We start from the raw sequence: 25,767 nt of genomic DNA on the forward strand, positions 1-25,767 counted from the left end.
GGCAGCAGAAGAGGGAGCCGCTGCGGGGCTCCCTCTTCCTTGGGGGTTCAGGTGTGGCGGGGGTCAGCCGTTGCTGGAGGGGACGCTGCGGGCTTCCTCGCGGTCCTTCAGTTCCTTGTCGCTCAGGCCGTCGTCGTTGTTGCGGGGCGCGTTCGCCTCGCGGTCGTTGGCGCTCTTCATGGAAGGAGTGTTGTCGTGCTCGATCTCGTGCACTTCCTTCTTGTTGCGGTCGTAGTCCTGCGGCTGGCTGGTGTGCCCGCTGTTCTTGTCGTCCTTGTCTGGCATGCCCGTAGCCTGTCAGGTCACGGGGCGAGAAACCCGCGCGCCGCGTGAACGCCACTTGATCTTTCAAGGTCCGCTCAAGAGGAGGGCTGCGCGTAGACCCGCACCCAAGGGTGCGAACCGTCCGGATCCGTCCAGGGCGCGCGGGTTCGCGCCACGAACCGCCAGCCCTCGCGCTCGTACAGGCGCAAGGCGGGCACGCTGGACTCGTTCACCTGTAGCACGCTGAACGCCCCGCGCCGGCGCGCCTCACTGAGGGCGTGGGCCAGCAGCGCCCGCGCAGTCCCGCCCCGCTGTGCGTCCGGGCTGACGAACAGCCGCTTGACCTCCAGCGGCACCTGCGCCTCCCGCACCCAGTCCGGGCGAGGCTCGGGCAGCGGGGCGAGCATGACCTGCCCGACCAGCTGCCCGTCCTGCTCGGCCACCCACGCCTCGCCGCGCCCCTGCACGAACGCCGCCGGGTTGTCGGGCCACACCGACGGGTACCCCATTCGCTCGTGCACGGCGCGAAGCACGGTGACCAGTTCCGGCAGGTCGTCGGGCGAACGGGGGCGGAGGTGCAGCGTCATGCGCGCAGGGTATCAGCGGCGCGTCGCCGTCTCCGCTTGCGTCATGACCTCTGCGTTGCTGACCTGAAAGAACATGCCGCTCAGCTCACCAGTATCTGGATTCAGTCGGTACAGCGCGACCTGGCAGTTCGGAGCGCCGAACGCGGTAGCCAGCGTGCCGTCCATGAGGATGCCGCTGCCGCGGGTCTCGTCCTTGCCGATGATCCACTCGGGCGTGGTGTAACCGTCCTGGACGGGCAGCAGCAGTTTGCCGGCGTACGTGCTGCCGTCCGGGTTGCTGCCCCGCACGTCCACCCGCGCGGCTTTCAGGCCGTCCCAGTCGAAGGTCTCGGTGCCCACCCCGGCGCCGGTCACCGTCCAGTTCCCGGTGAACGTCCGGCCCTTCTGCGCGTAGATGGCGACGCCGCACTCGGGCTTCCCGACCGCGACGGCCACGGCGTTCCCCAGTCGCAGGCCCAGCCCACTGAACTTCCCGTACGGGGCGTCCCACGTGAAGCGCAGGGCCTTGCCCTCGGCCGTGATCTTCAGCGTGCCTTTCAGGGTGCCGTCCAGGAACGTGGTGCGCCGGGCGTCGTACGTGCCCTCCAGCGGGTCGGCCAGCGCGGAGCCGAGCAGGAGGAGGCTGGCCAGCGGGAGGAATCGTTTCATGCGTCCAGTGTGCGCCGCGGGCGTGACACTTGCGGGGACAGTTCCGCCCGGGCGCGCTACCCTGCGCGGTGATGAGGGTCGCGGTGATCAGTGACGTGCACGGGAACGCCTTCGCGCTGGACGCGGTGCTGCGCGAGGTCCGCGCGGCCAGTCCGGACCTGATCGTGAACCTGGGCGATCAGGCCGAGGGGAGCTCCGACCCCGCCCGCGCACTCGGCATTCAGGCGGAACTCGCGGCCGCGGGCGCGCTGGAGGTCCGGGGGAACAACGAGGAGAAACTCTGGCCCGGCGGGCGCCGCTCGGCCCTGTCACGGTCGTACGGGGCGTGGCTCGCGGCGCACACCGACCCGGCGCTGCTGGCCCGCGTGGCGGCGCTGCCGCTGACCGCCCGCGCGGAGGGACTGCTGGCCTGCCATGGCACGCCGGACAGCGCCTGGGACAGCCTGCTGTGGGTGTGGGACCACGGCGGGTACTACCGCGCCCGCGACCCGCGCGAACTGCGCGCCACGCTGGACCCGCTGGGCGCGGAGGTCGTCCTGTGCGGTCACACGCACCGCGCCGGGACGACCCGCGTGGGCGACACGCTGCTCGTGAACGCCGGATCGGTCAGCGATCAGGTGGACGGCGACCCCCGCGCCCGCTGGACGAGGCTGGACCGCGTGAACGGACAGTGGGCCGTCACCTTCCACGCCGTGCCGTACGACATCGAGGCGGCGGTGACCTGGGCCTGCACCCACACGCCCTTCGGGGACGGCGAGGCGAAACTGCTGCGCACCGGCACCATGGACGCCCGCGGGGACGGCGTGTGGGAAGGACCGCAACCCTGACGGTGTACGCTGCAGGCATGCTGAGATGGATGTTCACCGCCGCCCTCGTTCTCGGTGCGGGCGCGCAGGCTGCCGGGTGCGGCGGCACCGAGGGAATGCCCGACTGGGCGCGCGCCGGGACGTTCCGGGGCAGCCTCGGGACGCTGCCGGTCGCGCTGAGCCTGGACCCGAAGGGTGAGTCGCGGTACTTCTACGAGGGTCGCAGCCTCGACCTGTTCCTGGAGGTGCGCCGCAGCGGGAACGCGCTGGTGCTGGAGGAAAGCGTCCGGCGTGAGCTGGGCGGCGAACCGGTCGTGACCGGCTGCTTCAGCCTGATGCCCGCCCCCGGCGGCCTGAAGGGGACGTGGCAGGCCCCCGGTGCGAGTGCCCCGCTGGAGGTCACCCTGACCCCGCTGGACGCCGCGCGCCTGCCGTTGCGGCTGCCCCTCTCGCCGGGCCTGAGCACCCTGCGCCGCGAGGACCCGCTGGCGTTCCTGAAACTGAACCGCGCCTGGGTCACGCTGCCCGGAGGCCGGGCGGTGCGCGAACCGCTGTCCGGCGTGACGTACCCGCGCGTGCCCGGCGCGAGCGGCGCGCTGAACGCCGCGCTGCAGGACCGGCAGCTGCGCCACGCGGCGGACGCCCTGGACTGCCGCGCCAGGCTGCCCGAACCGGCCCAGAAGGACCCGGAGAACGGCTACACCCTGAGTGCCGGTCTCACCCTGTCGAACGCCCGGCTGCTCAGCCTGCGCGAGGACGTGAATTACTACTGCGGCGGCGCGCACCCGGACAACTGGACCGAGGGTGTCATACTGGACCGCGCCACAGGCCGCTCCGTCCCACTGACGACTCTGTTCCCGAAACTGAGTGCGGCGCGGCAGAAGGCGCTGTACCTGTCGGGCGTGAAGACGAAGGTGAACGCCGAGTGCCTGGACGTCCTGCGTGAAAACGCCGACGACTTCACCGCGCACCTCAGTGCGACCGGGGTGAACCTGACCCCCAGTGGCCTGCCGCATGTGGTCGCAGCCTGCGCCGAGACCGTCACGCTGCCCTACGCGACGCTGCGCGGCGACGCGAATCTCGGCAGTCCGCTCGTGAAGACGCTGTACCCGAAATGACCTGAACAGCAGACGCCCCCACCAGTGCATCGGTGGGGGCGTTTCCCTGCGCGTGGGTCAGTCGCGGCTGCCGCCGAACAGACGCAGGATGAACAGGAACATGTTCACGAAGTCCAGGTACAGCGCCAGCGCGCCGTTGATCGCGGCTCGCTCGGCCATCTCGCCCTGCACGCCACTCAGCGCGAGGTTGCGCAGCATCTGCGTGTCGTACGCGGTCAGGCCCGCGAACAGCAGAACGCCCACCACGCTGATGATCATCGTCAGGGGGCCACTGGCGATGAACAGGTTCACGATCATCGCCACGAACAGGCCGATCACCGCGAACATGAAGAAGCGGCCCATGGCGCTGAGGTCCTTCTTGATCACGAAGCCCGCCACGCTCATCAGCGCGAACGTGCCCGCCGTCGACACGAACGCCGCCGTCACCGCACTCTGCGAGTACACCAGCAGCAGCGCGGAGAACGTCAGGCCGGTCAGCGCGGCGTACGCGATGAACAGCATGCCCGCCACGGCGCTTGAGAGGCGCTGCGCGAACATGCTCAGCACGAACACCAGCGCCAGCTGCGCCAGGATCAGCGGCAGGCGCAGCTGCAGCACCTGCATCATCAGCGCCTCGTTGGTGGAGGTCAGGTAGGCGACCCCGGCGGTCAGCGCCAGACCGGCGGCCATCCAGGAATAGGTGCGGGCCATGAACGTCCGCACGATGTCGGTCGAACGGGCAGTGGTGGGATAGGTCTGCATACGCCTCAGACTACGCGGTGACCACGGGGAAAGTTCCCGCAGGTGGTGAAGGCGGATTCACGTCCCGCCTCCACCCGATGAACCCTACTCGCGGCGCAGCAGGGCCAGGGGGAAGTCCTCCAGGATCTTCGCCAGGGGCGTCTTGCTGCCGCGTGCCCGCAGTCGCTCGCCGGTCAGGAGGTTCGTGTACGTCCCGGCAGGCAGGGTCAGCTGCCGCGTGCCCCACACCTCCCCGGTCGCCCAGGCGGTGCGTTCGCGGGTCAGGGTGAACGTCAGGCGGGGCGCGACCGTCACCACGCGTTCGCTGCCGTGCTGCCGCGCGAACGCCAGGACGTGCCGCCCCCCGTCGAGCGGCTGGTACGACCCCTCGCGCAGCGCCGGGTGGGCGGCGCGGGCGTGCAGGGCCGCGCGGGTGACCATGACCTTCACGCTGCCATCCTCGTACGAGTCGAGCAGTTTCCGCGCCAGGGCCAGGGTGCCCTCGCCGCGTTCCAGGCGGCCCAGCGTGCGGTTCAGCGCGCCGTAGTCCACGGGGCGGCGGTTGTCGGGGTCCACGAGGCTCTGGTTCCAGCCCTCGCAACCCTGATACGTGTCGGGCACACCGGGCGCGGTCAGGCGGACCAGCGCGGCACTCAGGCCGTTCTGCGCGCCGTGCGGACTGATCCGCGCGTGCAGTTCCCCCATTGAGGCCATGAAGTCGTCGTCAGCCAGCAGGCGGCGCACCAGGGCGTCCAGCGCCGCCTCGTACTCGCCGTCCGGGGCGGCCCAGCTCGTGCGGAGTTTCGCCTCGCGCGCCGCCTTCAGCAGGTACGCGCTCAGGCGGTCCGCGAAGCCCTCCAACCTCCCGCCCAGCGGGTACGCGCCCAGGGCGTTCTGCAGCAGCACGTAACTATCGAGCGGGGTGGGCGCGCGGCCCAGTTCCGTCTGCGTTTCCAGGCTGCGGATCAGCGGGGACCAGCGGCTCAGGTACGCCGCCCACGTCTGCGGCAGTTCCGACAGCACGCTGATGCGCGCGCGGGTGTCCTCGCCCCGCTTCGTGTCGTGCGTGCTGCCCGCCAGCATCGCGTGGGGCCAGCGGGCGGCGCGCTCCTGCGTGGCCGCGTGGAAGGTCGCCAGCGGCGTCCCGTACAGCGCCGGGTCGCCCCCCACCTCGTTCAGGGACAGCAGCCGCGCGAACCGGTAGAAGGCCGTGTCCTCCGCGCCCTTGGCCGTGACCGGACCGGTCAGCTGCTGGAACTTCAGCGCGAAGGCGGCGTACGCCGCGCGCGTCGCCTCGTCCGGCGCGTCCAGCGTCAGGACCGCGTGCAGGTAATCGAAGGCGCTGGGGTCCACCGGCAGGCCGTCCTCGCGGTTGTGGGCCTTCGCGTCCCGGATGGCGTGCGCGATCTTCGCGTCGTCCCCCGGCTCACGCTCGCCGTCCGCGCGGACGTACGTGCGGTACACCGGGAACGACGCGATCACCTCGCGGATCGCGGCGCGCAGCGTGCTCAGCGTGAAATCCCGTGCGTTCAGGTCCGACTCGGCCAGCCGCTCCAGGTGCTCGGTCAGGACGTTCACCTCGCCCGGCAGGCTCACGCGCTGGATCAGCTGCTTGCCGCGGTACAGGTGCTCCCCGTACGAGCGGCGGTCCCCGCTGAACCGGCGGTAGATGGCGCTCAGTTCCTCCTCGGTCGTGCGGTCCACGAACGTGCCGCTCAGCTGCGCCAGGAAATCGTACCCGGTCGTGCCGTGAATCGCCCACGCCTCGGGCAGGTGCTCGCCGGGTTCGAGGATCTTCTCCGCGACCACGTACAGCGGCAGTTCACCCCCGACCTCGCGGCCCAGGGCGTGCGCCGCCCCCTCCTGCAGCGCCCGGAAGTACCCGGCCGGGTCGAACAGCCCGTCCGTGTGGTCCAGCCGCACGCCCTGCACGAGGCCCTGACGCAGCAGGTCGAACAGCGTCGCGTGCGCCCACGCGAACACGCGGGGATCCTCCATGCGCAGCGCCGCCAGATCGTTGATGTCGAAGAAACGCCGGTAGTTGATCTCCTCGGCGGCGACCTTCCAGAACGCCAGGCGGTAGTTCTGCTCGCCGATCAGCGTGTCCAGCCGCGAGGGGTCGGCGTTCACGGCGTCCAGCGTGGCGTCCAGCGCGCCCCGCACCGCCCCGGACTCGTCCAGCAGCGCGCCCAGGCGGCGGGTCATGACCTGCACCTCCTGCGCGCGGATCACGCGGTCCGTGTCGGTCAGGTCCGCCGACGTGCTACGCGGCAGCGTGTCCACCGACCGGCGGATGCTCGCCAGTTCCCCCAGCGTCACCGTGTCCGTCCCGGCGGGCAGCGCGGCCGCCGTCCAGGCCAGCAGCTGCGCCACGCTGCGCGGCGACAGCGGCAACTGCCGCTCCCAGTACCGCAGCGTGAACTCACCCCCCTGGCGTTCCAGGCGCAGCTCAGCGCGTTCCAGCACGCGGCCGTACTGGTCGCCCAGCACCGGCAGCAGCACCTTCCCGTCCAGCGCCCGCTTCAGCGGATGCCAGGAGATATCGAAGAAATGCGCGTAGCGACTGGCCTGCCCGTGCCGCAGCACGTCCTCCCAGTACGGGTTGTGCCCCCCCTGGATACCCATGTGGTTCGGCACGAAATCCACGATCAACCCCAGGCCCAGTTCACGCGCCCGCGCCGACAGGCGCTTCAGGCCCTTCAGGCCGCCCAGTTCCGGGTTGATCTGCGCGTGGTCGGTCACGTCGTACCCGTGCGTGCTGCCCGGCGTACTCGACCAGATGGGGGAGAGGTACACGTCCGTGACCCCCAGCCGCGCGAGGTACGGCAGCACCCGCCGCGCCGAGGCGAAATCGAAGTCCTTATGCAACTGGAGGCGGTACGTCGCACCCGGTAGGTGAGTCTGAGCGGCGGTCACGCCGTCACCGGCCCGGCCAGCAGAGCGGCCTCACCTGCACCGAGGCGCAGGTCATCCAGCGCGGGGGGCGCGTCCGGGTGCCCCTCGGAGTGCAGCAGCACCTGCGGCGGCAGCGGGAACGGCAGCGTCAGCAGGTGCGGGTCCAGCGGCGTCTTGGTGAGGTTCCACAGCAGGACCCGCACGCCCTGCGGGGTCTCCCAGCGCACCCACAGCACCTCCCCAGTGCTGGATTCCCCAGCGCCGGCTTCACTGGCTCCGGTGTCCACCGCGCCCGCCCGGATGAACCGCCGCGACCGCTCGCGCAGCACCGAGTCCTCGCGGCGCAGGTGCAGCAGGCGGCGGTACAGCGCCAGGGTCCGGCCGTGCTCGCCCTGCCCGCGCTCGGCCCAGTTCAGCTTCGCGCTCTCAAACGTCCCCGGAGCCTGCGGGTCCGGCACGGGCAGCGTGCTGAACCCCGAGAAGTAAGCGAATTCCCGGCGTCGCCCCTCGGTCACCATCTGCCCCAGTTCCCCGGCGTGATCGCTGAAGAACGGGAACGGCGTGCTCGCCGCCCACTCCTGCCCCTGGAACAGCAGCGGCGTCATCGGCAGCGACAGCAGCAGCGTGCTCGCGCCCCGGTACTCGGCGAGCGTCACGGACTCGAAGTGATGCAGGCGGTCCCCCAGCGCGCGGTTCCCCACCTGATCATGGTTCTGGATGCAGTACACGAAACTCGGCGCCTCCAGACCGGTCGCGGGTTTGCCGCGGTGGTGTTCCTCGCCGGTCACGTTCCAGAACTGCCCCTGGTACTGCCAGCCGCGGTTGATCACCTCCGACAGTTCACGCGCGCCGCCCCGGAAGCCGCCGTAGTAGCCCTCCTGCTCCTCGGTCAGCGTCACGCGGACCTCGTGGTGGAAGTCGTCCACCCAGATGCCGTCCAGGCCAACTTCCGTGACCAGTTCGGGCAGGTTGCGGTGATCCTCGGCCAGCAGGACGTGCCCGCCGCCGATCGCGTGCGTCTCGCGGGCCAGTTCGTGCAGGATGTGCTCCTCGCTGTCGTCCTGCATGCTGGCCGTCGCGTCCAGCCGCAGGCCGTCGAAGCGGTAGTCCTGCAGCCACATCCGCACGTTCCCCGTGATGTAGCGGCGCATGTGCGGCTCGGCGTAATCCAGGCCCTGCCCCCACGCCGTGTGGAAGCGGTCCGTGAAGTACGACGGGCTGTAGCTCGTCAGGTAGTTCCCGTCCGGCCCGAAATGGTTGTACACCACGTCCAGGAATACCGCGAGGCCCAGGCCGTGCGCGGCGTCCACGAACGCCATCAGGTCCTCCGGGCGGCCGTACGGCGCGAACGGCGCGAACATCGCCACGCCGTCGTACCCCCAGCCGCGCTCGCCGGGGAAGGCCGCGACCGGCATCATCTGGATCGCGGTCACGCCCAAGTCCACCAGCTGAGGCAGGCGCTCCTGCGCGGCGCGGTAGGTGCCCTCCGGCGTGAACGTTCCCACGTGCAGCTCGTAGAACACGCACTCTGCCAGGGGCCGCCCCGCCCAGTCTGCGTGCTGCCACGCGTGGGCGGTGAAATCCACGACCTCCGAGTCGCCGTGCACGCCGTGCGGCATGAAGCGCGCGTACGGGTCCGGCAGGGCGTGACCGTCCAGCTCGAAGCAGTAGCGGGTGCCCGCCCCGACCGGCAGGACCGTCTCGAAGTACGCGCCGGGCAGCGGGTCCATCACGTGTGACTCGCCCGCGATCCGCACGCACATTGTCCCGGCGCGGGTGCTCCACGCGCGGAAGCGGGTCTCGCGTCCACCCGGCAGCAGTTGCGCCCCCAGGCGGGAGCGCTGACGGGCATTGCCCGGCTGTTCCGAAATCGTCATGTTGGCCTCCCAGCACACGGCGGCCGCAGCGGCACGCCGTCTCCCGGTCAGCCTAGTCGCCACGCCCGGCCCCCCCGATGAAAGGAACCCTAAGGCGACCCACCGCTCCGGGCACCTGCATAGGTCACCCCGCCACCTCAGGAACCCGCCCGGCGGCTTCTGGAACGTCGCGTACGGTCTGCGCCCGGCAGAAGGGCATCATGAGAGGTTGACCAAAGCGGCGGGCCGATCCCCCACAGGAGACCGGCCCGACCCGTGTCACGATTTCAGCTCTGCGAGGGCGTGCTGCCACCGCCCCGGCGGCCCCGGCGGCGACGGCGGCGCTTGGCGTCCTCCCCGCCCGCCTCCTGCACCGGGGCGGGCGCAGCCTGCGGGGCCTGCACCTGCGGCGCGGCCTCACGCTGACGACCCTGACCATTCTGGCCCTGCTGGCGGCCGTTCACGCGCTGCACCGCGCCCCGGTCGTTCCCGCCGCGCGTGAAGCCACGCCCGCGCTCCCCGCTGCCCCGTTCACGCATGGGGAGACGCCCGCTGCGCCCGCCACCCTGACCGTCCTCGGGCGGCATGTTCTCCAGCGTCCAGTCCCCGAAGTACATGCGCTGCACCGTGATGTTCACCGGACGCAGGTGCTCGTTGCGGGGGCGTTCCAGCGTGATCACACGCCGGGAGCGGCCCATGCTGACCCCGCCGAACGTCCGGCCGCCCTGACCGGCCCGTTCCCCACGGCCCTCGCGGGTGGCCTGGCCCTGCCCCTGGCCGCGCCCGCGCCCGGTGCGCCCACCCGCCGAGGGGGACAGCGTGGGACGGTTCGAGGGATCCTCCAGCGTGAACTTCTTCGGTTCGCTCACGGGCAGGCTCTGCAGCTTCTCGCGTTTTTCCTGCTCGCGGTCATCACGGCGGCGGGCACGGGGTTTGACGGGTGAATCCATATCGGTCTCCTGATGAAGGTCGCCCGGGCGGTAGTCCGGGTCGGTCGGGTCGGCCATCGTGAAGTCCGTCTGGCGCGCCAGCGGGTTCACGGCCTGAATGGTCACGTGCACCGGGTCGCCCAGGCGGTACGACCGCCCGCGGCTGCGGCCACGCAGGATCTGCGCGTCCTCGATGAACACGTAGTAGTCGTCGTCCAGATGGGAGATGTGCAGCTTGCCTTCCACGCCGTTGTCCAGCGCCACGAACAGCCCGCTCGACACCACGCCGGACACCGTACCGGGGAACGACTCCCCGAGGTGCTCCTGCGCCCACTTCGCCTGGTAGTACTTCGTGAGGTCCCGCTCCGCTTCCGTCGCGGCGCGCTCGCGCTCACTGGTGTGCTCGCCCATGCCGGGCAGGCGCGCCTGAAGCTGCGCCACCGCGCGCGAACTGGCCTTCAGTTCGCCCGACAGCATGCCGCGCAGCACGCGGTGCACCAGCAGGTCCGGGTAACGTCGGATCGGGGAGGTGAAGTGCAGGTACTCCGCGAACGCCAGCCCGAAGTGCCCCAGGTTCTCCCCGGCGTACTTCGCCTGCTGCATGGAGCGCAGCAGCAGCGTGTTCACGACGCTCTCGCGCGGCGTGCCCCGCACCTGCTTCAGCACCGCCTGGTACGCCTGCGGGGTGGGTTCCCCGCCGGGGAAGGCCAGCCCCATGCGCCCGATGGCGTTCGTGACGTCCTGGAAGCGCTGCAGGGTGGGTTCCTCATGGATGCGGAACAGGGCCGGGATCTCGCGCTGGATCAGTTCGTGCGCGACGACCTTGTTCGCCAGCAGCATCAGGTCCTCAATCATGCCGCGCGCCGTCTCCTCGCGGATCGGGATGAGTTCCATCCGCCCGTCGGGGCCGACGTCCACCTTGACCTCGCGCAGCTTGAAGTCGAGGGACCCCTCACGCAGGCGCTTCTGTCGCAGCTTCGTGGTGATCTTCAGCAGCAGGTGCAGGTCCCCTTCCAGCTGACGGGCGTGTTCGGGCAGCGTGGCGGTCGCCTCGCTGTACGCCTGCACCTCGTCGTACGTCAGGCGGGCCTTGCTATTGATCACGCTGGGGGCCAGCTGCACCTTCAGGATCTCGCCCTCGGCACTCAGTTCCACCAGCGCCGTCATCGTCAGGCGGTCCTCGTACGGCACGAGGCTGCACACGCCGTTGCTGAGGTGCTCGGGCAGCATGGGCAGCACCCGGCCCGGCAGGTACACGCTCGTCGCCCGCGCGTACGCCTCCACGTCCAGCGGCGAGCCCTCCTGCACGTAGTGGCTCACGTCCGCGATGTGCACGCCCACCACGAACGTCCCCTCGGGCGTCGGCTGGATGTGAATGGCGTCGTCGAAGTCCTTCGCGTCCCGGCCGTCCACCGTGAAGATGTTGAAGCCCCGCAGGTCCAGGCGGCCTTTCAGCGCCTCCTCCGGAATCACGCTGGGAATCGCGTTCGCCTGCTCCAGCACCTCGGGCGGGAAGTCGCCGCGCAGGCCGAACTTCACGATCACGGCCTCCGTCTCGGTGAAGGGATCGTCCTGATCACCCAGCACGCGCGACACCTGCCCGAACACCTCGTCCTCGCCCGTATGCTCGGGCCAGAACAGTTCGGTCACGACGCGCGCCCCGGCCTCCAGACCGTCCAGACCCTCGGGCAGCAGCAGGATGCGGTGCCGCGCCCGGTGATCGTCCGGCTTCAGGATCGGGTGCCCGTGATGGAATTCCAGCGTCCCCACCAGCTGACGGTAGGCGCGCTGCACGATCCGCACGACGCTCGCGCGCGGATTGCCGTCCCCACGCTGCCCGCGGCGCGACCCGCCCCGGCCCCGGTCGTCCCGGCTGTCCCCACGGCCCTCCTGGCGCACCAGCACGATGTCGCCGTTCCAGGCTTCCAGCGTCTGCTCGGCCGGCACGTAGTAATCGTCCCCGCCACTGTCCGGAATCACGAAGCCGAAGCCCGCCGCCGACGCCTGGAAGCGCCCACGGATGAGGCTCATCGCCTCGGGCAGCCCGTACGTCTTCTTGCGGGTGCGGATGACCTCACCGGTCTCCACCAGATCGTCCAGCAGGTCCGTCAGTTCACGCCAGCCGCCCAAGCGGTTCATGGTCTGCCGCGTGAACGTCCGCTCCAGATCCCGCACGTGCACGGGGCGGCCCAGCTTGCGCAGCTGCGCCACCACGATGGACTGCAGCGGATTGGTGTCCGGCTGCGCGTCCTCGCCGTCCGGTGCGTCCTCCCCGGTGAACGGCTCAGTCCCCTGATCCACCACCGGCGCCGACTCGTCCGCCGCTGCGGGCGTCGCCTCCGGCACGGGAGCCGCGTCCGCCCTCTTCTTGCGGTCCCGGCGGCCCTTCGCCTGGGCGGGGGCCGAGGTGGACTGGGCAGCAGCGGAGTCGTCGACCGGAGTCGACGCTGCGGGCGCCGGGTCGGCCGAGACGGCCTCCACGCCACTCAGGACGTCCTCGAGGGGGGCAGTCGGGAGCGCCTTCTTCCGGCGGCCTCCCCGCAGGCGCGGCACCTCCAGAATCACCGGATCGGAGTCCACCGGGGCCGGAGCGACCTCGGGCTGGGCGTCCACCACCGGGTCCGCCTGCACGGGCGCGGCTTTCGAGGTGCGGCTCCGGCGGGCAGGTTTCACGCCCGGCTCGGCCACAGCGACCTGCGGCTGAGGCGCGCTGGCCTGGACGTCAGGCGTGGCCACGACCTCCGCGGCGGTGACCTCCAGCGCCGACGCCTGCTTGCGCGGACGGCCGCCCCGCTTCTTCGGGGTGCCCTCCGGGGCTTCTGGAGCCGTCACGGAAACCGGGGTCACGAGGGTGGCCTCGGCGGGTTCTCCCCCCGCGGATTTGCGGGCGCGTGACCCGCGGCCGGGTTTGCGGGCCGCCGGTTCAGCCGGAGTGGCCAGCGCGGTAACTGTCGTGTCCTGAACCGGAGCGGGGTCCGCCTCGGCCGTGACGAAGGCCGTCGGGGGGGTCGGCGCGGGGCGACCCCGGCGGGCCGCCCCGGTCTTCCCGGGTTCGGTCCCGACCGGAGCTGCGGCCTGCTTCGACCGCGTCTGGACGCTGGTCTTCCCGGCGCGGGCGGCGTTCACCGGCCCGGCAGCCTGGGTGGGTTCAGCGACGATTTCCGTCGGCATGGGGAGGGGCGCGGCCGCTTCGACCGGAGCCTCTTGAACCGCAGTCTTCTTCGAGCGGGGCGTCGCAGCTTTCCTGCTGCCCTGCGCGGTGGGTTTCTTCGCGGGCGTCTGGTCGGTGCTGGTGTTGGCCGGACGTGCGGTCTTGCTGGCCGCGGCTTTCGGCGCGGTCTGGGCGGCCTGCTTCTGAGCGCCGCGTTTCTGTGGGGTGGTCTTGGTGATCTCGGTGCCGGTCCTCTCGGTGCCGGGCACCGCTTCCGTCTTCTTCGTTTTCGGCATGTACGTTCCTGGTCACTCAGGACGCGCCCGTGGGGGTTAACTCGTGTGAGACGCGCTTCTCAGGCCCTGCGGCGCTGGCGTGCGCGCGACCCGCCCACGGGAACAGGTGTTCGCTATCCTCGGGTTGCGCCCTCCCTCCGGTGATCGGTCAGCAGGGGCTGAGCAGTCCCGGCAGGGGGCGCTGTCCTGAACCCGGCAGCCCGCCCAGCATAACACGCCCCCCCGGGCCGCATCTGACGCGGACTTTACCCTTCCTGACGGATGACGCCGCTCAGCGGCGCGTGGTCACTCAGGCGCGCCTCCCGGTCAACGCTCACTTCCCGCACGGTCACGCCCGCCGCCAGCAGGTAGTCGATCCGCCAGCCCACGTTGTTCGCGTAGGCGTTCGCGCGGTTGCTCCACCACGTGTACTCCGCCGCCTCGCCCAGGCAGTTGCGGTGTGTGTCCGTCAGGCCCGAGGCGAGGTGCGCGGTCATCCACTCCCGCTCGTGCGGCAGGAACCCGCTGTTCTTCTGGTTCGACCGCCAGTTCTTCAGGTCCACCTGCCGGTGCGCGATGTTGTAATCCCCACCCATCACGACCGGGTGCCCCTCGGCCAGCAGCGCGTCCGTCCACGCCTGGAAGTCCAGCAGCATCCGGTCCTTGAAGCCCTGGCGCTCGGGACCGCTGCTGCCGCTGGGCAGGTAAACGCTCACGAAACGCACGCCGTCCACCACGGCGCTCAGCACGCGGCCCTCGGCGTCCATCTCCGCGTGCGGCATCCCCAGCCGGACGTCCGTGACGGGGCGGCGGGACAGGACCGCCACGCCGCTGTACCCGGCCTTCTGCGCCGGGAACCACGCCCCCGCGTACCCCAGATCCGCCAGCGCCTCCGGCATGGGGTCCGCGCGGACCTCCTGCAGCAGCAGCACGTCCGGCTGCTCACGGGTGACCCAGTCACGCAGCCCCTTGCGCAGCGCGCTGCGGATCCCATTCACGTTCAGCGTGGTGATCTTCAGACCTTCCGTCATCGCCCACCACCCTAGCGTGCCCTGCCGAATCGCGCGCCGAAACCGGCCAGAGGCGCGCCCCGAGCGGTACCGCTTCCACGCCCTGTGGTACACATGAAGGACCGTTCGCGCAACTCTGCACGCAGTTCACGTGGCGTCTGTTACGCTGAGCCCACCATGGTCGAGATCAAGTTCCGCAACGAAGCCGACGGTCAGGAATTCCAGATGACCCACCCCAAGGCCGCCCGCGTCCTGTCGGACATCCAGGCCTGGGCGCAGCACAACGCCTTTGAACACATCGTGTTCTGGCGCGACCCGGAAGACCAGCACAAACTCTGGGTACAGCTCGGCGACGACCGGCTGAACTACTGGATTCACGACAGCACCTTCACCGAGGGCAAACACGAGACGGTCGAGATGCAGATGGACTATGCCCGCGGAGCGCAGCGCCGCAGCGCCGCCGGGTACGACAAGTTCGACAAGTAAACAAGGTGGGTGGCGGGGCGCGGGACGCGGTGAGACGTCCGCGCCCCGCCCGTCTTCAGGCGGTCGGGACCGTTCCCAGCTGCCGCGCCGCCTCGCGCAGGACCTCGGGCGGCTGCACCAGCGCGAACCGCACGAAGCCCTCGCCACCCGCCCCGAAGGCCGCACCCGGACTGACCGCCACACCGGTCGTCTCGGCGGCGCGGACCGCGAACGCCACGCTGTCCCGCAGGCCCGGCACGCGCGCCCAGGCGTACATGCTCGCCTGCGGCAGGGCCACCTCCCAACCGAGCTCGCGCAGCGCAGGCACCAGTGCGTCCCGCCGCGCCTCGAACACCGACGCCCCCACGCGGCCCACCTCGTCCGGCAGCGTCAGGGCATGCGCCGCCGCCCGCTGAATCCCCAGGTACGGGTGGAAATCAATCGCGCCCTTCACGCGGGCCAGCGCCCCGATCACCCGCGCGTCCCCCGCCGCGAAGCCCACCCGGAAGCCGCCCATGTGATGCGTCTTGCTCAGCGAGTGGAGTTCCACCACCCCATCCACGCCCGCTTCCAGCGCACTCGGCGCGCGGTACGACCCGAACGTCAGTTCCGCATACGGGTGGTCATGCACCAGCAGCGTTCCCCGCGCCCGGCACCACGCCGCCGCCCGCCGGAAGAACCCCGCGTCCGCCACCGCCGACGTCGGATTGTTCGGGTAGTTCAGCAGCAACGCGCGGGGCTGAATACTGTCCGGCACGGCGTCCAGATCCGGCAGGAAACCCAACTCGGGCCGCAGGGGCAGCGTCACCACGTTCAGGCCCGCCACCGCCGCCGCACCCAGGTACGGCGGGTAGCAGGGGTCCGGCAGCAGCAGCGTGTCCCCCGGATCGGTCACCGCCAGCAGCAGGTGCGCCAGCCCCTCCTGCGCGCCGATCAGCGGCAGCACCTCCCGCTCCGCGTCCACCGTCACGCCGAACCTCCGCGCCATATAATCCGCCGCCGCCTCGCGAAGTGGCGCCGTATCACTGAACAGCGGGTACCGGTACGTCCCCGGATCGCGCGTCGCCTCCCGCAGCACATCCAGCACCGCGTCCGGCGGCGGCAGATCACTGCTGCCGATACTCAGGTCCACGATGTCCAGCCCGGCCGCCCGCGCCCGCCCCTTCGCCGCGTCCATCAGCGCGAACACGCTGCCCGGCACCGCCGCCGCCCGCTGAGATTCCCACATGCCCCGCAGCCTAGAGCATCCGCCGCAGCGACCCGCAACGCGAAAGCCCACTCCCGAACGGAAGTGGGCACGCACCCTGGTGAACCCTGGATCGGTTACTCGCCGGACGCGGCGCCGTACACCGGGATCTGCACGGTGGTCAGGGTGCTGCCACCCGCGTTCACGTTGATCTGCGCCAGCGCGTTCACGTTCCCGTCCGTGCTGTCCCGGGTGACCGACACGAACAGCAGCGCGTTGCTGCCCTCGACGCTCACGCTGTCCAGCGTGATGTACGTCCCGGCAGGCAGGCCACTGACGGCGATGCTCAGGTCACCGGGCACCGTGCCACCCAGGGTGTTCAGGGGCACCTCGATAGCCATCCAACTCGACTCGGTGTACAGCCCCTGGAACTCACCGCCGTTCCCGTCGGTGGCGTACACGGTCATGGGGGTGGCCGCGAAGGCGGTGGTGGCGAGGCTCAGGGCAGCGGCGACGGTCAGCAGCATCTTCTTCATGGTGGGTCTCCTTTTCGATCCGGGTGCGGCCCGCGCCGCTTCCCTTCTCCTGATCCAGAGGATGACGGGGGGCCGTGCAGGCTTTTCGCAGGGAATGTGCAGATTTATCGAAGGTGTCCCAGCGCGGTTCTGGCGTACCTTCAGGGCATGGCCGACGCGAACCTGCAGGTCCTGACCGCGATGATCACCCCGGCCGTGCTGATCAGCGGCGCGGGCACGCTGCTCATGAGCACCAGCAGCCGCCTGGGCCGCGTGACGGACCGGGTGCGGCAGCTCACGGCGCGCTTCAAGGTGCTCGTGACCGACGAGGGGCGCGCCGAGGCGCTCGCGCGGGACGAGAAACGTCTGATCGTGCAGCAACTCCCGCGGCTGGCGCGGCGCAGCCGCATCATCGTGCGGGCCATGACGGCGCTGTACCTCGCCGTGGCACTCCTGGTCCTGACGAGCATCCTGATCGGCGGGAGCGCCCTGATCGGCGAGGCCGCCGGGCCGTTCCCCGTGATCATCGCCATCGCAGGGGCCGCCGCGCTCGCGTACGGCGCGCTGCTACTGAGCTTCGAGACGCGCCTGAGTGCCCGCACCACCAGGGAGGAGATGCAGTTCCTCGTGAACCTTGGCGAGCACTACGCCGGACTGTACGACGAGGCCCTGATCCGCAGCGCCCGTGAAGGCGTGGAAGAGAGCCGTTGATTCCCGCTACGCTGCCCGCATGGCCCTGACGTTCACCGCCGAGCTGTTTCACTGGCGGGGTCCCGCCCCGCATTACTTCCTGCGCGTGCCGGAGGATCTGGTTCCGGATCTGAAGGACGCGGCGCGCTTCGTGACGTACGGGTGGGGCATGATCCCGTGCGAGGCGGTGGTGGGGGAGACCCGCTTCCGCACCTCGATCTTCCCGAAGGACGGCGGGTACCTGCTGCCCGTGAAGGTCGCCGTGCGCCGCGCCGAGGCGCTGGAGGAGGGTCAGGCAGTGACGGTCACCGTCACGCCCGGCTGACCCGTCCGCCCGAGCGGCAGCCTGTCTACACACACCCTCTTCAGGCCGGGGGGGCGCGCTATGCTGCCACGCATGACCGTGTACGGTGCGTGGTGGTGGCCCAGCAGAACCTGGGTCTGATCTCGCATTCCGACATTGCACGGACGCGCCCAGGTGGAACTCCCACCCGGGCGTTTTTTCTTCCCCCCAGACCCCCCAGGAGACCCATGACGCAACCGAATCCGCGCCCACCGCTGGCCGTCGCCGTGCAGGAACTCAACGCCGACCTTGACACGCCCGTCACCGCCTACCTGAAAGTCGCGCAGGGCGAGACCGTCACCTTCCTGCTCGAGAGCGTGGAGGCCGGGGAGAAACTGGGCCGCTACTCCTTCATCGGCGTGGGCGAGCAGGGCCGTTTCGAGGCGCGCGGCGCGCACGTCACGAGCAGCGGTACCTTCGGCGACTTCGACGGGCAGGGAACCGACCCCCTGGCGCGGCTGTACCACACCACCGTCCGCCCCGCGCCCATCCCGGACGGCCTCCCAGCCTTGATCGGCGGCGCGATCGGGTACGCCGCGTACGACCTGATCCGCAACTACGAACGCCTCCCCGACGCGAACCCCGACGAGCTGAACGTCCCCGACGCGTGCTTCATCGCGCCGCGCGGCATGGTCATCTTCGACCACCTCAAACACCGCCTGATCACCGTCGCCACCGCCGATACCCACGCGGGCGCGCAGGAGGAAGTGCAGCGCCTCACCCAGCGGCTGCGCGGGCCGCTCCCTGCCGTGCCGGGCCGCACGCCCACCACCCCGCCCGAGTTCACCAGCAACTTCACCCCCGACTCCTTCCAGGCTGCCGTCAGAGAGGCCCTGGAGTACATCCGCGCCGGGGACATCTTCCAGGTGGTGCCCAGTCAGCGCTTCAGCGCCGACCTGGGCGACCTGCACCCCTTCGCGCTGTACCGCGCGCTGCGCCGCGTGAACCCCAGCCCGTACCTCGGGTACCTGCAACTCGGCCCCGTCACGCTAGTCGCCAGCAGCCCAGAGAGCCTCCTCGCCAGCGACGGCCACACCGTCACCACCCGCCCCATCGCCGGGACCCGCCCCCGCGGCACCACCCCCACCCACGACCAGGCCCTCGCGGACGAACTCCTCGCGGACGACAAGGAACGCGCCGAGCACCTCATGCTCGTGGACCTGGGCCGCAACGACCTCGGGAAGGTCAGCGAGTACGGCAGCGTCCGCGTGCACGACGCCTTCACCATCGAACGCTACAGCCACGTCATGCACATCGTCTCCAGCGTCACCGCCACCCTCCGGCAGGGCCAGACGCCCCTGCACGCGCTGGCCAGCGTGCAACCCATGGGCACCGTCAGCGGCGCGCCCAAGATCCGCGCCATGCAGATCATCGACGAACTCGAACCCGTCCGCCGCGGCCCCTACGGGGGCAGCTTCGGGTACATCGCCCTGAACGGCAGCATGGACATGGCCCTCACCCTCCGCACCATGGTCATCACCAAGGGCCGCGTGCACATCCAGGCCGGAGCGGGCGTCGTCGCGGACAGCGACCCCGCCAGCGAGGAACTGGAAACCCGCAACAAGGCCGCCGCCCTCATGCGCGCCGTCGAACTCGCCGCAGGCGGCCTCTGATGGCCATCACGCCGGCCGACCCGAATGCCGCCCGCTCAGGAGACTCACCGATGACCCAGGCCACCGCCCCCCTCCGCCTCCTCCTGATCGATAACTACGATTCGTTCACGTTCAATCTGGTGCAGTACTTCGGGGCGCTGGGCGCGGAGTTGACGGTGTGGCGCAATGATGCGTTTTCGCTGGATGACGTGCGGGCGCTGAATCCGGATGCGATCGTGGTGTCGCCGGGGCCGTGCACGCCCACCGAGGCGGGGCAGAGTGTGGCGGTGATCCGTGACCTGGGGTCCAGCGTGCCGGTGCTGGGCGTGTGCCTGGGGCATCAGAGTATCGGGGAGGCGTTCGGGGCGCAGGTGGGCCGCGCGCTCCTGCCGGTGCATGGGAAGACCAGTCCGGTGCGGCATGACGGTTCGGGGCTGTTCGCGGGCCTGCGGGACGGCGTGACCGTCACGCGGTACCACTCGCTGGTGGTGCGGGACCTGCCGCCGGAACTGGTGGCGACAGCCTGGACGACCGATCCGGGCGAGGAGGTCGTGATGGCGCTGCGGCACCGGGAGTTCCCGGTGTTCGGGGTGCAGTTCCACCCGGAGAGCATCGCGACGGAGGATGGGCTGGAGATGCTGCGGAACTTCCTGGCCGAGGTGCAGGCGTTTCGTGCGCGGCGGGAGGGAGTGAAGTGATGCACGCGAGGTTGATGAACGGAGAGCGCCTGACGCAGGTGGAGGCGGCGACCTTCATGCGCGAGGTGATGGAGGGCGAGCTGAGTGGCGTGCGGCTCGCGGCTGCACTGGCGGCCCTGCGGGTGCGGGGTGAGACGTCCGAGGAGATCGCGGGCTTCGCGCAGGCCATGCGGGAGCACGCGGTGCGCGTGAATGTCGAGCCGCGCGAGGTGCTGCTGGACGTCGTCGGGACCGGCGGGGACGGAGCGCACACCTTCAACATCAGCACCACGACGGCGTTCGTGGTGGCGGGCGCGGGCGTGCCGGTTGCGAAGCACGGCAACCGCGCCGCGAGCAGCCGCGCCGGGAGCGCCGACGTGCTGGAGGCGCTGGGCGTGAACCTGGACGCCACGCCGGACGTCGTGGCGGACGCCGTGAACACCCTGGGCATCGGGTTCATGTTCGCCCGGAACTACCACCCGGCCCTGCGGCACGCCGCGCCCGTCCGCTCGGAACTCGCCGCCCGCACCGTGTTCAACATCCTGGGGCCACTCAGCAACCCGGCGGGCGCCACGCACCTCGTCGTGGGCGTGTTCAAACCGGAATTGACCCGCACCCTGGCGGAGGTGCTGCGCCTGCTGGGTGCGCGCGGCGCGACCGTCGTGAACGGCAGCGGCCTGGACGAGTTCACCGTCAGCGGCGTGAACACCGTCTCCGGCCTGCGCGACGGCGAGATCATCGACCGCACCATTCACCCCGAGGAGGCGGGCGTGAGTCTGCACCCGCGCGAGGCGATCGTGGGCGGCAGCCCCGCCGAGAACGCCGAGATCACCCGCGCCCTCCTCACCGGGGGCGGCACGCCCGCCCAGCGGGACATCGTCGCCCTGAATGCCGGGGCGGCCCTGCGCACCGCGGGCCGCGCCGCGAGCATCCGCGAGGGCGTCGAACAGGCCCGCGAGGTCATGCGCGGCGGGCAGGGCTGGGACATCCTGCAACGCTACGCCGCGCATACGCGGCGGTAATGGAAGACAGTTGATGGTTGATAGAGGAAAGCGGTCCAGCCTCTATCACCTTTCAACCATCAACAAAAAAAGCCCCCGCACCCGAAGGTGAGGGGGCTTTTCGCAGCGTTCCTCGGATCAGCGCTTGCTGAACTGGGGGGCGCGGCGGGCCTTCTTGAGGCCGTACTTCTTGCGCTCGACTTCGCGGGGGTCGCGGGTCAGCAGGCCCTTGGGCTTGAGCTGCGCGCGGAAGTCAGGGTTGACCTTGAGCAGGGCGCGGGAGATGCCCAGCTTGATCGCGTCGGCCTGGCCGGTGGGGCCGCCGCCGACGACCGTGATCACGGCGTCGTAACGGCCGGCGGTGCCGGTTTCACGGAAGGCCTGCAGGGCGTGCACGGCGCGGAGCAGACCACGGAAGTAGGTCTGGAATTCCTTGCCGTTCACGATAATCTTGCCTTCGCCAGGGCGGAGGAACACGCGGGCGACGGCACTCTTGCGGCGGCCGGTGCCGTAGAACTGTTCGGGTTGCTGAATCGCCATTATTTGACCTCGAGCGTCTGGGGTTTCTGAGCGGCGTGGGGGTGCGCCTCACCGGCGTACACCTTCAGGCGGCTGTGCATGGCGCGGCCCTGGCGGCCCTTGGGCAGCATGCCGAACACGGCGTGCTCGATGACGCGCTCGGGGTGCTTCTTCAGCGCCTCGCGGGCGGTCTCCTTCTTCAGGCCACCCTGGTAGCCGGTGTAGCGGGTGTAGACCTTGCCGTCCAGCTTGTTGCCGGTCAGGGCGACCTGGGCGGCGTTCAGGACGACCACGAAGTCACCCTGGATCATGTTGGGGGTGAAGTCGGGGCGGTGCTTGCCACGGATGCGGCTGGCGATCAGCGTCGCGAGGCGGCCGAGGGGCACGTTCGTGGCGTCCACGACGACCCAGTTCTGCTCGTCATTTTTGGGGATGTAGGTTTTCACCGTGAAACTCCGAAGTTGGGGGATTTGGCTGCGACACGGTCCAGGCCGACGGGGGAGAAGGCTGCTGGCGTGTCCGGGTGCCTCCCGGTCATCTCGGCCCTACCAAGCGCGAGACACTAAAGGCAAGGGTACCAGATGAGGGCTGGCGGGGCAAGCGACGAACCGGAGTGCCTACGAACCGCGCTGGACAGCAGGCTGCTCAAGGCGCCAGTTCGAGTGCTCCTTCGGCGGATCGCCGACATCGCAGACGTGCTCGGGCAGGAACGGTACCTCCACTCCGGGGCGCAGGGAATCACCGCACGCCGTATGCGGCGTGGAATCCAGGACACCCACGTACACGTTTCCCTCCTGCCGGGAGACGATGACCCACATCCGCTCTGTGCCGAGCATCGGCCTTCCGTTCTCCTGAAACAGAATGTCGAACAGCAGTTTTGCAGCCTGTCCCCGCTGAAGGGAGGATCGAACCTGCAGTGTCGGAATCCAGAACGTGTCGGGGTGTGCCGCGTGCCGTTCCTCGGCAGACAGGAGCTCGAAGCCGTCCCGTTCGTACTCGGGCCATCTCACGCCTGTCCCTCGACAAGTGCTTCCAGGCCCAGGCGGTACCCAAGGAAGCCCAGGCCGCTGATCTTGCCGCGGCACACGGCGGCGGTGACGCTCCTGTGGCGGAATTCCTCGCGGGCGTCCACGTTGCTGATGTGCACCTCGATCACGGGGACGCGCTGCCCGGCGATCGCGTCGCGCAGCGCGTACGAGTAGTGGGTCAGCGCGCCGGGGTTCAGGACGATGCCGGTGAAGCCGTGTTCCTCGGCTTCGTGGATCCATTCGATGAGCTGGCCCTCGTAGTTGCTCTGGCGGCAGGTGACGGCCTGTCCGAGTTCCGCGCCCCAGGCGTCGCACTGGCGTTCCAGGTCTTCGAGGGTCTGGGAGCCGTACACGCCGGGTTCCCGCAGGCCGAGTCGGTTGAGGTTGGGGCCGTTCAGCACGAGCAGCATGCCCGCAGCGTACCGCCCCCGGCGTGTGGGCCAGGGGCGGATTGTGCAGCCCGCATGGAGGGGGCGCTCAGGTCAGCAGGTTCAGGTCGCGCAGATCGCCCTGCCAGCCGCTGAATTCCTCGCGCAGCACGTCTTCCGGCACACGCCTCAGGTACGGCTGCGCGAGGTCACGCAGGAGCACGAAGCGCACGCCGTCCGCGTCGGCCTTCTTGTCGCGCGCCATGAAGGTCAGGGCCTCCTCGAAGGTCACGGGGGGCAGGGGCGCAGGCTGCTGCCACGTCAGGAACGCGCGGGTGTGCCCGGTCAGGTCCGCGCCGCCCAGCGCGCGGGACAGCCGCGCCGCGTAGTGCATCCCGTACCCGACCGCGTCGCCGTGCGACACGCCGTGGTGCGTGACGGCCTCCAGCGCGTGCGCCAGCGTGTGCCCGAAGTTCAGGAACGCCCGCTCGCCGCGTTCGGTCAGGTCACGGGTCACGACGCCCGCCTTCACGGCGATCGCGTCGGCCAGCGTGCCCTCCAGCAGCGGTCCGCCGGGCCGGAAGTCCGGGGACAGCACCCGGTCCAGCAGCGTGGGGTCGCTGATCAGGCCGTGCTTGAACGCCTCGGCGGCCCCCTCGCGGAACACCGCGCCGGGCAGGGTGCCCAGGGTATCGGTGTCGCACCACACGGCGCGCGGCGGCCAGAACGCCCCCACCAGGTTCTTCCCCTCGGGGAGGTTCACGCCGGTCTTGCCGCCCACCGCCGCGTCCACCATGCCGAGCAGTGTGGTCGGCAGCGTGTAGAACGCCACGCCGCGCAGGTAACTGGCCGCCGCGAAGCCCGCCAGGTCGGTCGCCGCGCCGCCCCCCAGCCCCACGACCGCGCCGTCGCGCGGGATGTTCGCGCCCGCCAGCCGGGACAGCACGCCCGAGAGAACCTCCAGCGTCTTGCAGTCGTCCCGCGCGGGCACGGGAATCGTCACGGTGGGTTGCAGCGCCGCCTGCACCCGCGTCACGAATTCCTGGGGCAGGTCGACCGGGTGAATCAGGGCGACGTGCCGCTCGGGGACCCTCAGCGTGTCCAACAGGCCCGCGCCGACCTCCACCGCGTACGGTGACGCGCCACCGACCTCAATCCGACGCACGCGACTCCCCGCCCGGCGTGTGGTCAGGCGCCGCATGATCCAGAGCCGCATGATCCAGTGCCCAGGCATGCTGCGCGTCCGCCCACGACCACAGTCGGTCGATGATCTCCTCGACGATCTCCTCGCTGGGCCGCCCGTCGCTGTGCACATGGATAGTGCCCTGCTGGTATACCGGGGCGCGCTCGTCCATCAGCGTGCGGATGCGCTCGAGGGGGTCCTCGGTGCGCAGCAGGGGGCGGTCGCTGTGCTTCGTGCGCTGGTAGATCGTCTCCGGCGTCGCCCACAGCACCACCACCGGCCCGCGTTCCAGCAGGCAGCGGCGGTTCTCCTCCTGGATGAACGTCCCGCCGCCCAGGCTGATCACGGCGTGCTCCAGCCGGGTCACGCGGCCCACGACCTCGTGCTCGCAGGCGCGGAAGTACCCCTCGCCCTCCTGCGCGAACACCTCCGGGATGCTCTTGCCGACCACGCGCGTGATCAGCTTGTCGGTATCCACGAAGTGCAGCGCCAGCGCCCGCGACAGTTCCCAGCCGATCCGGCTCTTGCCGGTGCCCATGAAGCCCGCCAGCGCCACCCACGACACCGGACGCTCGATGAGGCCCGAACTGAACATGGGGGACAGTGTACGGGAATCCTCCGGCAGCGGCGTGACGCGTCCCCCGATGTCCTCGGGAACGTCGCGCAGGTGCCCGGCCAGACCGTCCTCCAGTCCGGCCCGGAACGCCTGCAGGTGCGGGCGGCCGCCCTCGGTGTCGTTCAGCATTCAGTAGGACTGCGCGAAGGCCCGCGCCGCCGCCACGCGCTCCTGCAATTCCGGCAGGGTGTCCCCACCGAACTTCTCCAGCATCGCCTCGGCCAGCACCCAGCCGATCACGCACTGCAGGATCACGCCCGCCGCCGGCACCGCCGTGGTGTCGCTGCGTTCGCGGGCCGCGTCGGACGCCTCGTGCGTGACCACGTTCACGGTCGGCAGAGGTTTCATCAGCGTGGCGATCGGCTTCATGGCGACCCGGACGATCAGCTCCTCGCCGTTCGTCATTCCGGCCTCCAGGCCACCCGCGCCGTTCGTGTCCCGCGCGTACGTGCCCTCGCGGTAGTACACGGCGTCATGCACGCGGCTACCCGGCTGAACGGCGTTCTCGAAGGCCCGGCCGATCTCCACGCCCTTCATCGCCTGCACGCTCAGGGCCGCCTGCGCGATCTTCCCGTCCAGCTTGCGGTCGTAATGCACGAACGACCCCAGGCCCACCGGCAGGCCCCGGAAGCGCACCTCCAGGATGCCGCCCAGCGTGTCCCCGTCCTTCTTCGCCTGATCGATCCGCTCCCTCATCTGCGCCGCGGCGTCCTCGTCCGGGGTGCGCAGGTCGCTGTTCTCGATGGCGTCCAGCGCGTCCCAGCTGAACGGCACTGTCGTCTCGATCCCCGCGAGGCTCGACACGTAGTTCGCGCCCTCCACGCCCAGCTCGGACAGCAGTTTCAGCGCGATACTCCCGACCGCCACGCGCGCCGCCGTCTCCCGCGCCGAGGCGCGCTCCAGCACGTCCCGCAGGTCCTTGTGGCGGTACTTCACGCCGCCCGTCAGGTCCGCGTGACCGGGCCGCGCGTCCGTCAGGGCCTTCTTGCGCGGCTCGCCGCCCGGCTCGGGCGACATGATCTCCGTCCAGTTCCGGTGATCCTTGTTCGCGATCGCCAGCGTGACCGGCGCGCCCGTCGTCCGCCCAGCCCGCACCCCGGAGAGGATCTCGGCCTCGTCCGTCTCGATCACCATGCGCCGCCCACGCCCATACCCACCCTGACGCCGGCGCAGCCACGGGTCGATGTCCCCCTTGCCGAGCGGCAGCTGGGAGGGCAGACCCTCGATGATGGCCGTCAGTTGCGGCCCGTGCGATTCGCCAGCGGTCAGGTACCTCATGCCACACGACTGTAGCGCCATCCCGCTGCCCGCCGCGCGCCCCTGCA

At 70.4% G+C, this 25,767-nt stretch carries 25 protein-coding genes; 8 read left to right on the top strand and 17 right to left on the bottom strand.

Translation table 11 applies throughout. The annotated features are described in order from the left end of the window. Positions 1 to 63 precede the first annotated feature (63 nt). From IEY69_RS00230 to IEY69_RS00240, 3 genes are all read right to left on the bottom strand, one after another. Complete coding sequence (locus IEY69_RS00230) at positions 64 to 285, bottom strand: hypothetical protein (RefSeq protein WP_174366860.1); 222 nt, start codon at positions 283 to 285, stop codon at positions 64 to 66. Positions 286 to 359: 74 nt separating this feature from the next. Further along, positions 360 to 851 carry a GNAT family N-acetyltransferase gene (locus IEY69_RS00235; protein ID WP_189071181.1) on the bottom strand — a complete coding sequence of 164 codons (492 nt, stop codon included), beginning with the start codon at positions 849 to 851 and terminating at the stop codon, positions 360 to 362. Positions 852 to 863: 12 nt separating this feature from the next. After that, the gene (locus IEY69_RS00240; RefSeq protein ID WP_189071182.1) at positions 864 to 1,499 is read right to left on the bottom strand and encodes a hypothetical protein; all 636 of its coding nucleotides are present in this window, start codon (positions 1,497 to 1,499) and stop codon (positions 864 to 866) included. A 71-nt stretch (positions 1,500 to 1,570) separates the two neighbouring features. Here IEY69_RS00240 and IEY69_RS00245 point away from each other — a divergent pair, with 71 nt between their 5' ends. Both IEY69_RS00245 and IEY69_RS00250 read left to right on the top strand, forming a co-directional pair. Further along, on the top strand, positions 1,571 to 2,326 hold the full coding sequence (locus IEY69_RS00245; protein WP_189071183.1) for a metallophosphoesterase family protein: 756 nt from the start codon (positions 1,571 to 1,573) through the stop codon (positions 2,324 to 2,326). Between the two features lie 17 nt (positions 2,327 to 2,343). Beyond that, positions 2,344 to 3,423 carry a hypothetical protein gene (locus IEY69_RS00250; protein ID WP_229783513.1) on the top strand — a complete coding sequence of 360 codons (1,080 nt, stop codon included), beginning with the start codon at positions 2,344 to 2,346 and terminating at the stop codon, positions 3,421 to 3,423. A gap of 57 nt (positions 3,424 to 3,480) precedes the next feature. Here the strand turns inward: IEY69_RS00250 and IEY69_RS00255 are convergent, their stop codons facing one another. The 5 genes from IEY69_RS00255 to IEY69_RS00275 all read right to left on the bottom strand — a co-directional run bounded on the left by IEY69_RS00255 (position 3,481) and on the right by IEY69_RS00275 (position 14,280). Next, complete coding sequence (locus IEY69_RS00255) at positions 3,481 to 4,164, bottom strand: Bax inhibitor-1/YccA family protein (protein WP_189071184.1); 684 nt, start codon at positions 4,162 to 4,164, stop codon at positions 3,481 to 3,483. An 84-nt stretch (positions 4,165 to 4,248) separates the two neighbouring features. Next, positions 4,249 to 7,059, bottom strand: coding sequence for a malto-oligosyltrehalose synthase (treY, locus tag IEY69_RS00260; RefSeq protein ID WP_189071185.1), 2,811 nt, complete (start codon positions 7,057 to 7,059; stop codon positions 4,249 to 4,251). After that, positions 7,056 to 8,915 (bottom strand): malto-oligosyltrehalose trehalohydrolase, encoded by a 1,860-nt coding sequence (treZ, locus tag IEY69_RS00265; protein ID WP_189071186.1) that lies wholly within the window; start codon positions 8,913 to 8,915, stop codon positions 7,056 to 7,058. The genes treY and treZ overlap by 4 nt, the downstream gene beginning before the upstream one ends. A 266-nt stretch (positions 8,916 to 9,181) precedes the next feature. Then, on the bottom strand, positions 9,182 to 13,270 hold the full coding sequence (gene rnr / locus IEY69_RS00270; RefSeq protein ID WP_189071187.1) for a ribonuclease R: 4,089 nt from the start codon (positions 13,268 to 13,270) through the stop codon (positions 9,182 to 9,184). 245 nt (positions 13,271 to 13,515) lie between these two features. Then, positions 13,516 to 14,280 carry an exodeoxyribonuclease III gene (locus IEY69_RS00275; protein WP_189071188.1) on the bottom strand — a complete coding sequence of 255 codons (765 nt, stop codon included), beginning with the start codon at positions 14,278 to 14,280 and terminating at the stop codon, positions 13,516 to 13,518. A 156-nt stretch (positions 14,281 to 14,436) separates the two neighbouring features. On the opposite strand from IEY69_RS00275, the gene IEY69_RS00280 reads away from it, so the two are divergent. Next, positions 14,437 to 14,745, top strand: a complete 309-nt coding sequence (locus IEY69_RS00280; protein ID WP_189071189.1) for a hypothetical protein — start codon at positions 14,437 to 14,439, stop codon at positions 14,743 to 14,745. A gap of 55 nt (positions 14,746 to 14,800) precedes the next feature. On the opposite strand, the gene IEY69_RS00285 is transcribed toward IEY69_RS00280, so the two are convergent. Further along, on the bottom strand, positions 14,801 to 15,952 hold the full coding sequence (locus IEY69_RS00285) for an aminotransferase class I/II-fold pyridoxal phosphate-dependent enzyme (protein WP_189071190.1): 1,152 nt from the start codon (positions 15,950 to 15,952) through the stop codon (positions 14,801 to 14,803). Positions 15,953 to 16,047: 95 nt separating this feature from the next. Continuing rightward, entirely contained in the window at positions 16,048 to 16,446 is a 399-nt protein-coding gene (locus IEY69_RS00290) for a hypothetical protein (RefSeq protein WP_189071191.1), read from the bottom strand. A gap of 147 nt (positions 16,447 to 16,593) precedes the next feature. Between IEY69_RS00290 and IEY69_RS00295 the strand changes: the two genes are divergently transcribed. The 5 genes from IEY69_RS00295 (at position 16,594) to trpD (ending at position 20,749) form a co-directional block, all read left to right on the top strand. After that, positions 16,594 to 17,136, top strand: a complete 543-nt coding sequence (locus IEY69_RS00295; protein ID WP_189071192.1) for a DUF2721 domain-containing protein — start codon at positions 16,594 to 16,596, stop codon at positions 17,134 to 17,136. Positions 17,137 to 17,155: 19 nt separating this feature from the next. Beyond that, complete coding sequence (locus IEY69_RS00300) at positions 17,156 to 17,440, top strand: DUF1905 domain-containing protein (protein ID WP_189071193.1); 285 nt, start codon at positions 17,156 to 17,158, stop codon at positions 17,438 to 17,440. Between the two features lie 206 nt (positions 17,441 to 17,646). Further along, positions 17,647 to 19,071 (top strand): anthranilate synthase component I, encoded by a 1,425-nt coding sequence (trpE, locus tag IEY69_RS00305; protein WP_189071194.1) that lies wholly within the window; start codon positions 17,647 to 17,649, stop codon positions 19,069 to 19,071. A gap of 50 nt (positions 19,072 to 19,121) precedes the next feature. Further along, entirely contained in the window at positions 19,122 to 19,748 is a 627-nt protein-coding gene (locus IEY69_RS00310) for an anthranilate synthase component II (RefSeq protein WP_189071195.1), read from the top strand. 14 nt (positions 19,749 to 19,762) lie between these two features. Beyond that, entirely contained in the window at positions 19,763 to 20,749 is a 987-nt protein-coding gene (trpD, locus tag IEY69_RS00315) for an anthranilate phosphoribosyltransferase (RefSeq protein ID WP_189071196.1), read from the top strand. A gap of 117 nt (positions 20,750 to 20,866) precedes the next feature. On the opposite strand, the gene rpsI is transcribed toward trpD, so the two are convergent. The 7 genes from rpsI to aroC all read right to left on the bottom strand — a co-directional run bounded on the left by rpsI (position 20,867) and on the right by aroC (position 25,720). Next, complete coding sequence (rpsI, locus tag IEY69_RS00320) at positions 20,867 to 21,268, bottom strand: 30S ribosomal protein S9 (protein ID WP_046843115.1); 402 nt, start codon at positions 21,266 to 21,268, stop codon at positions 20,867 to 20,869. Then, the gene (gene rplM / locus IEY69_RS00325) at positions 21,268 to 21,693 is read right to left on the bottom strand and encodes a 50S ribosomal protein L13 (protein ID WP_046843114.1); all 426 of its coding nucleotides are present in this window, start codon (positions 21,691 to 21,693) and stop codon (positions 21,268 to 21,270) included. The genes rpsI and rplM overlap by 1 nt, the downstream gene beginning before the upstream one ends. A 171-nt stretch (positions 21,694 to 21,864) precedes the next feature. Next, positions 21,865 to 22,257, bottom strand: coding sequence for a hypothetical protein (locus tag IEY69_RS00330; protein ID WP_189071197.1), 393 nt, complete (start codon positions 22,255 to 22,257; stop codon positions 21,865 to 21,867). Next, positions 22,254 to 22,685, bottom strand: coding sequence for a type II 3-dehydroquinate dehydratase (gene aroQ / locus IEY69_RS00335; RefSeq protein ID WP_058975605.1), 432 nt, complete (start codon positions 22,683 to 22,685; stop codon positions 22,254 to 22,256). The genes IEY69_RS00330 and aroQ overlap by 4 nt, the downstream gene beginning before the upstream one ends. Positions 22,686 to 22,752: 67 nt before the next feature. Next, positions 22,753 to 23,808, bottom strand: coding sequence for a 3-dehydroquinate synthase (gene aroB / locus IEY69_RS00340; RefSeq protein ID WP_189071198.1), 1,056 nt, complete (start codon positions 23,806 to 23,808; stop codon positions 22,753 to 22,755). Continuing rightward, positions 23,795 to 24,571 carry a shikimate kinase gene (locus tag IEY69_RS00345; RefSeq protein ID WP_308425416.1) on the bottom strand — a complete coding sequence of 259 codons (777 nt, stop codon included), beginning with the start codon at positions 24,569 to 24,571 and terminating at the stop codon, positions 23,795 to 23,797. Before IEY69_RS00345 ends, aroB begins: the two co-directional genes overlap by 14 nt. Next, positions 24,572 to 25,720, bottom strand: coding sequence for a chorismate synthase (gene aroC, locus IEY69_RS00350; protein ID WP_189071199.1), 1,149 nt, complete (start codon positions 25,718 to 25,720; stop codon positions 24,572 to 24,574). Positions 25,721 to 25,767 lie beyond the last annotated feature (47 nt).

This window comes from Deinococcus sedimenti (genome assembly GCF_014648135.1).
GTDB lineage: Bacteria > Deinococcota > Deinococci > Deinococcales > Deinococcaceae > Deinococcus > Deinococcus sedimenti.

Coding starts and splice junctions, on each gene's coding strand:
- treZ (WP_189071186.1), bottom strand. CDS start 8,915: ATGACGATTTCGGAACAGCCGGGCAATGCCCGTCAGCGCTCCCGCCTG.
- IEY69_RS00235 (WP_189071181.1), bottom strand. CDS start 851: ATGACGCTGCACCTCCGCCCCCGTTCGCCCGACGACCTGCCGGAACTG.
- IEY69_RS00250 (WP_229783513.1), top strand. CDS start 2,344: ATGCTGAGATGGATGTTCACCGCCGCCCTCGTTCTCGGTGCGGGCGCG.
- IEY69_RS00230 (WP_174366860.1), bottom strand. CDS start 285: ATGCCAGACAAGGACGACAAGAACAGCGGGCACACCAGCCAGCCGCAG.
- IEY69_RS00240 (WP_189071182.1), bottom strand. CDS start 1,499: ATGAAACGATTCCTCCCGCTGGCCAGCCTCCTCCTGCTCGGCTCCGCG.
- IEY69_RS00290 (WP_189071191.1), bottom strand. CDS start 16,446: ATGAAGAAGATGCTGCTGACCGTCGCCGCTGCCCTGAGCCTCGCCACC.
- trpE (WP_189071194.1), top strand. CDS start 17,647: ATGACGCAACCGAATCCGCGCCCACCGCTGGCCGTCGCCGTGCAGGAA.
- IEY69_RS00310 (WP_189071195.1), top strand. CDS start 19,122: ATGACCCAGGCCACCGCCCCCCTCCGCCTCCTCCTGATCGATAACTAC.
- IEY69_RS00255 (WP_189071184.1), bottom strand. CDS start 4,164: ATGCAGACCTATCCCACCACTGCCCGTTCGACCGACATCGTGCGGACG.
- IEY69_RS00300 (WP_189071193.1), top strand. CDS start 17,156: ATGGCCCTGACGTTCACCGCCGAGCTGTTTCACTGGCGGGGTCCCGCC.
- aroC (WP_189071199.1), bottom strand. CDS start 25,720: ATGAGGTACCTGACCGCTGGCGAATCGCACGGGCCGCAACTGACGGCC.
- IEY69_RS00275 (WP_189071188.1), bottom strand. CDS start 14,280: ATGACGGAAGGTCTGAAGATCACCACGCTGAACGTGAATGGGATCCGC.
- IEY69_RS00245 (WP_189071183.1), top strand. CDS start 1,571: ATGAGGGTCGCGGTGATCAGTGACGTGCACGGGAACGCCTTCGCGCTG.
- IEY69_RS00345 (WP_308425416.1), bottom strand. CDS start 24,571: ATGCTGAACGACACCGAGGGCGGCCGCCCGCACCTGCAGGCGTTCCGG.
- aroQ (WP_058975605.1), bottom strand. CDS start 22,685: ATGCTGCTCGTGCTGAACGGCCCCAACCTCAACCGACTCGGCCTGCGG.
- IEY69_RS00280 (WP_189071189.1), top strand. CDS start 14,437: ATGGTCGAGATCAAGTTCCGCAACGAAGCCGACGGTCAGGAATTCCAG.
- IEY69_RS00295 (WP_189071192.1), top strand. CDS start 16,594: ATGGCCGACGCGAACCTGCAGGTCCTGACCGCGATGATCACCCCGGCC.
- rnr (WP_189071187.1), bottom strand. CDS start 13,270: ATGCCGAAAACGAAGAAGACGGAAGCGGTGCCCGGCACCGAGAGGACC.
- IEY69_RS00285 (WP_189071190.1), bottom strand. CDS start 15,952: ATGTGGGAATCTCAGCGGGCGGCGGCGGTGCCGGGCAGCGTGTTCGCG.
- rpsI (WP_046843115.1), bottom strand. CDS start 21,268: ATGGCGATTCAGCAACCCGAACAGTTCTACGGCACCGGCCGCCGCAAG.
- trpD (WP_189071196.1), top strand. CDS start 19,763: ATGAACGGAGAGCGCCTGACGCAGGTGGAGGCGGCGACCTTCATGCGC.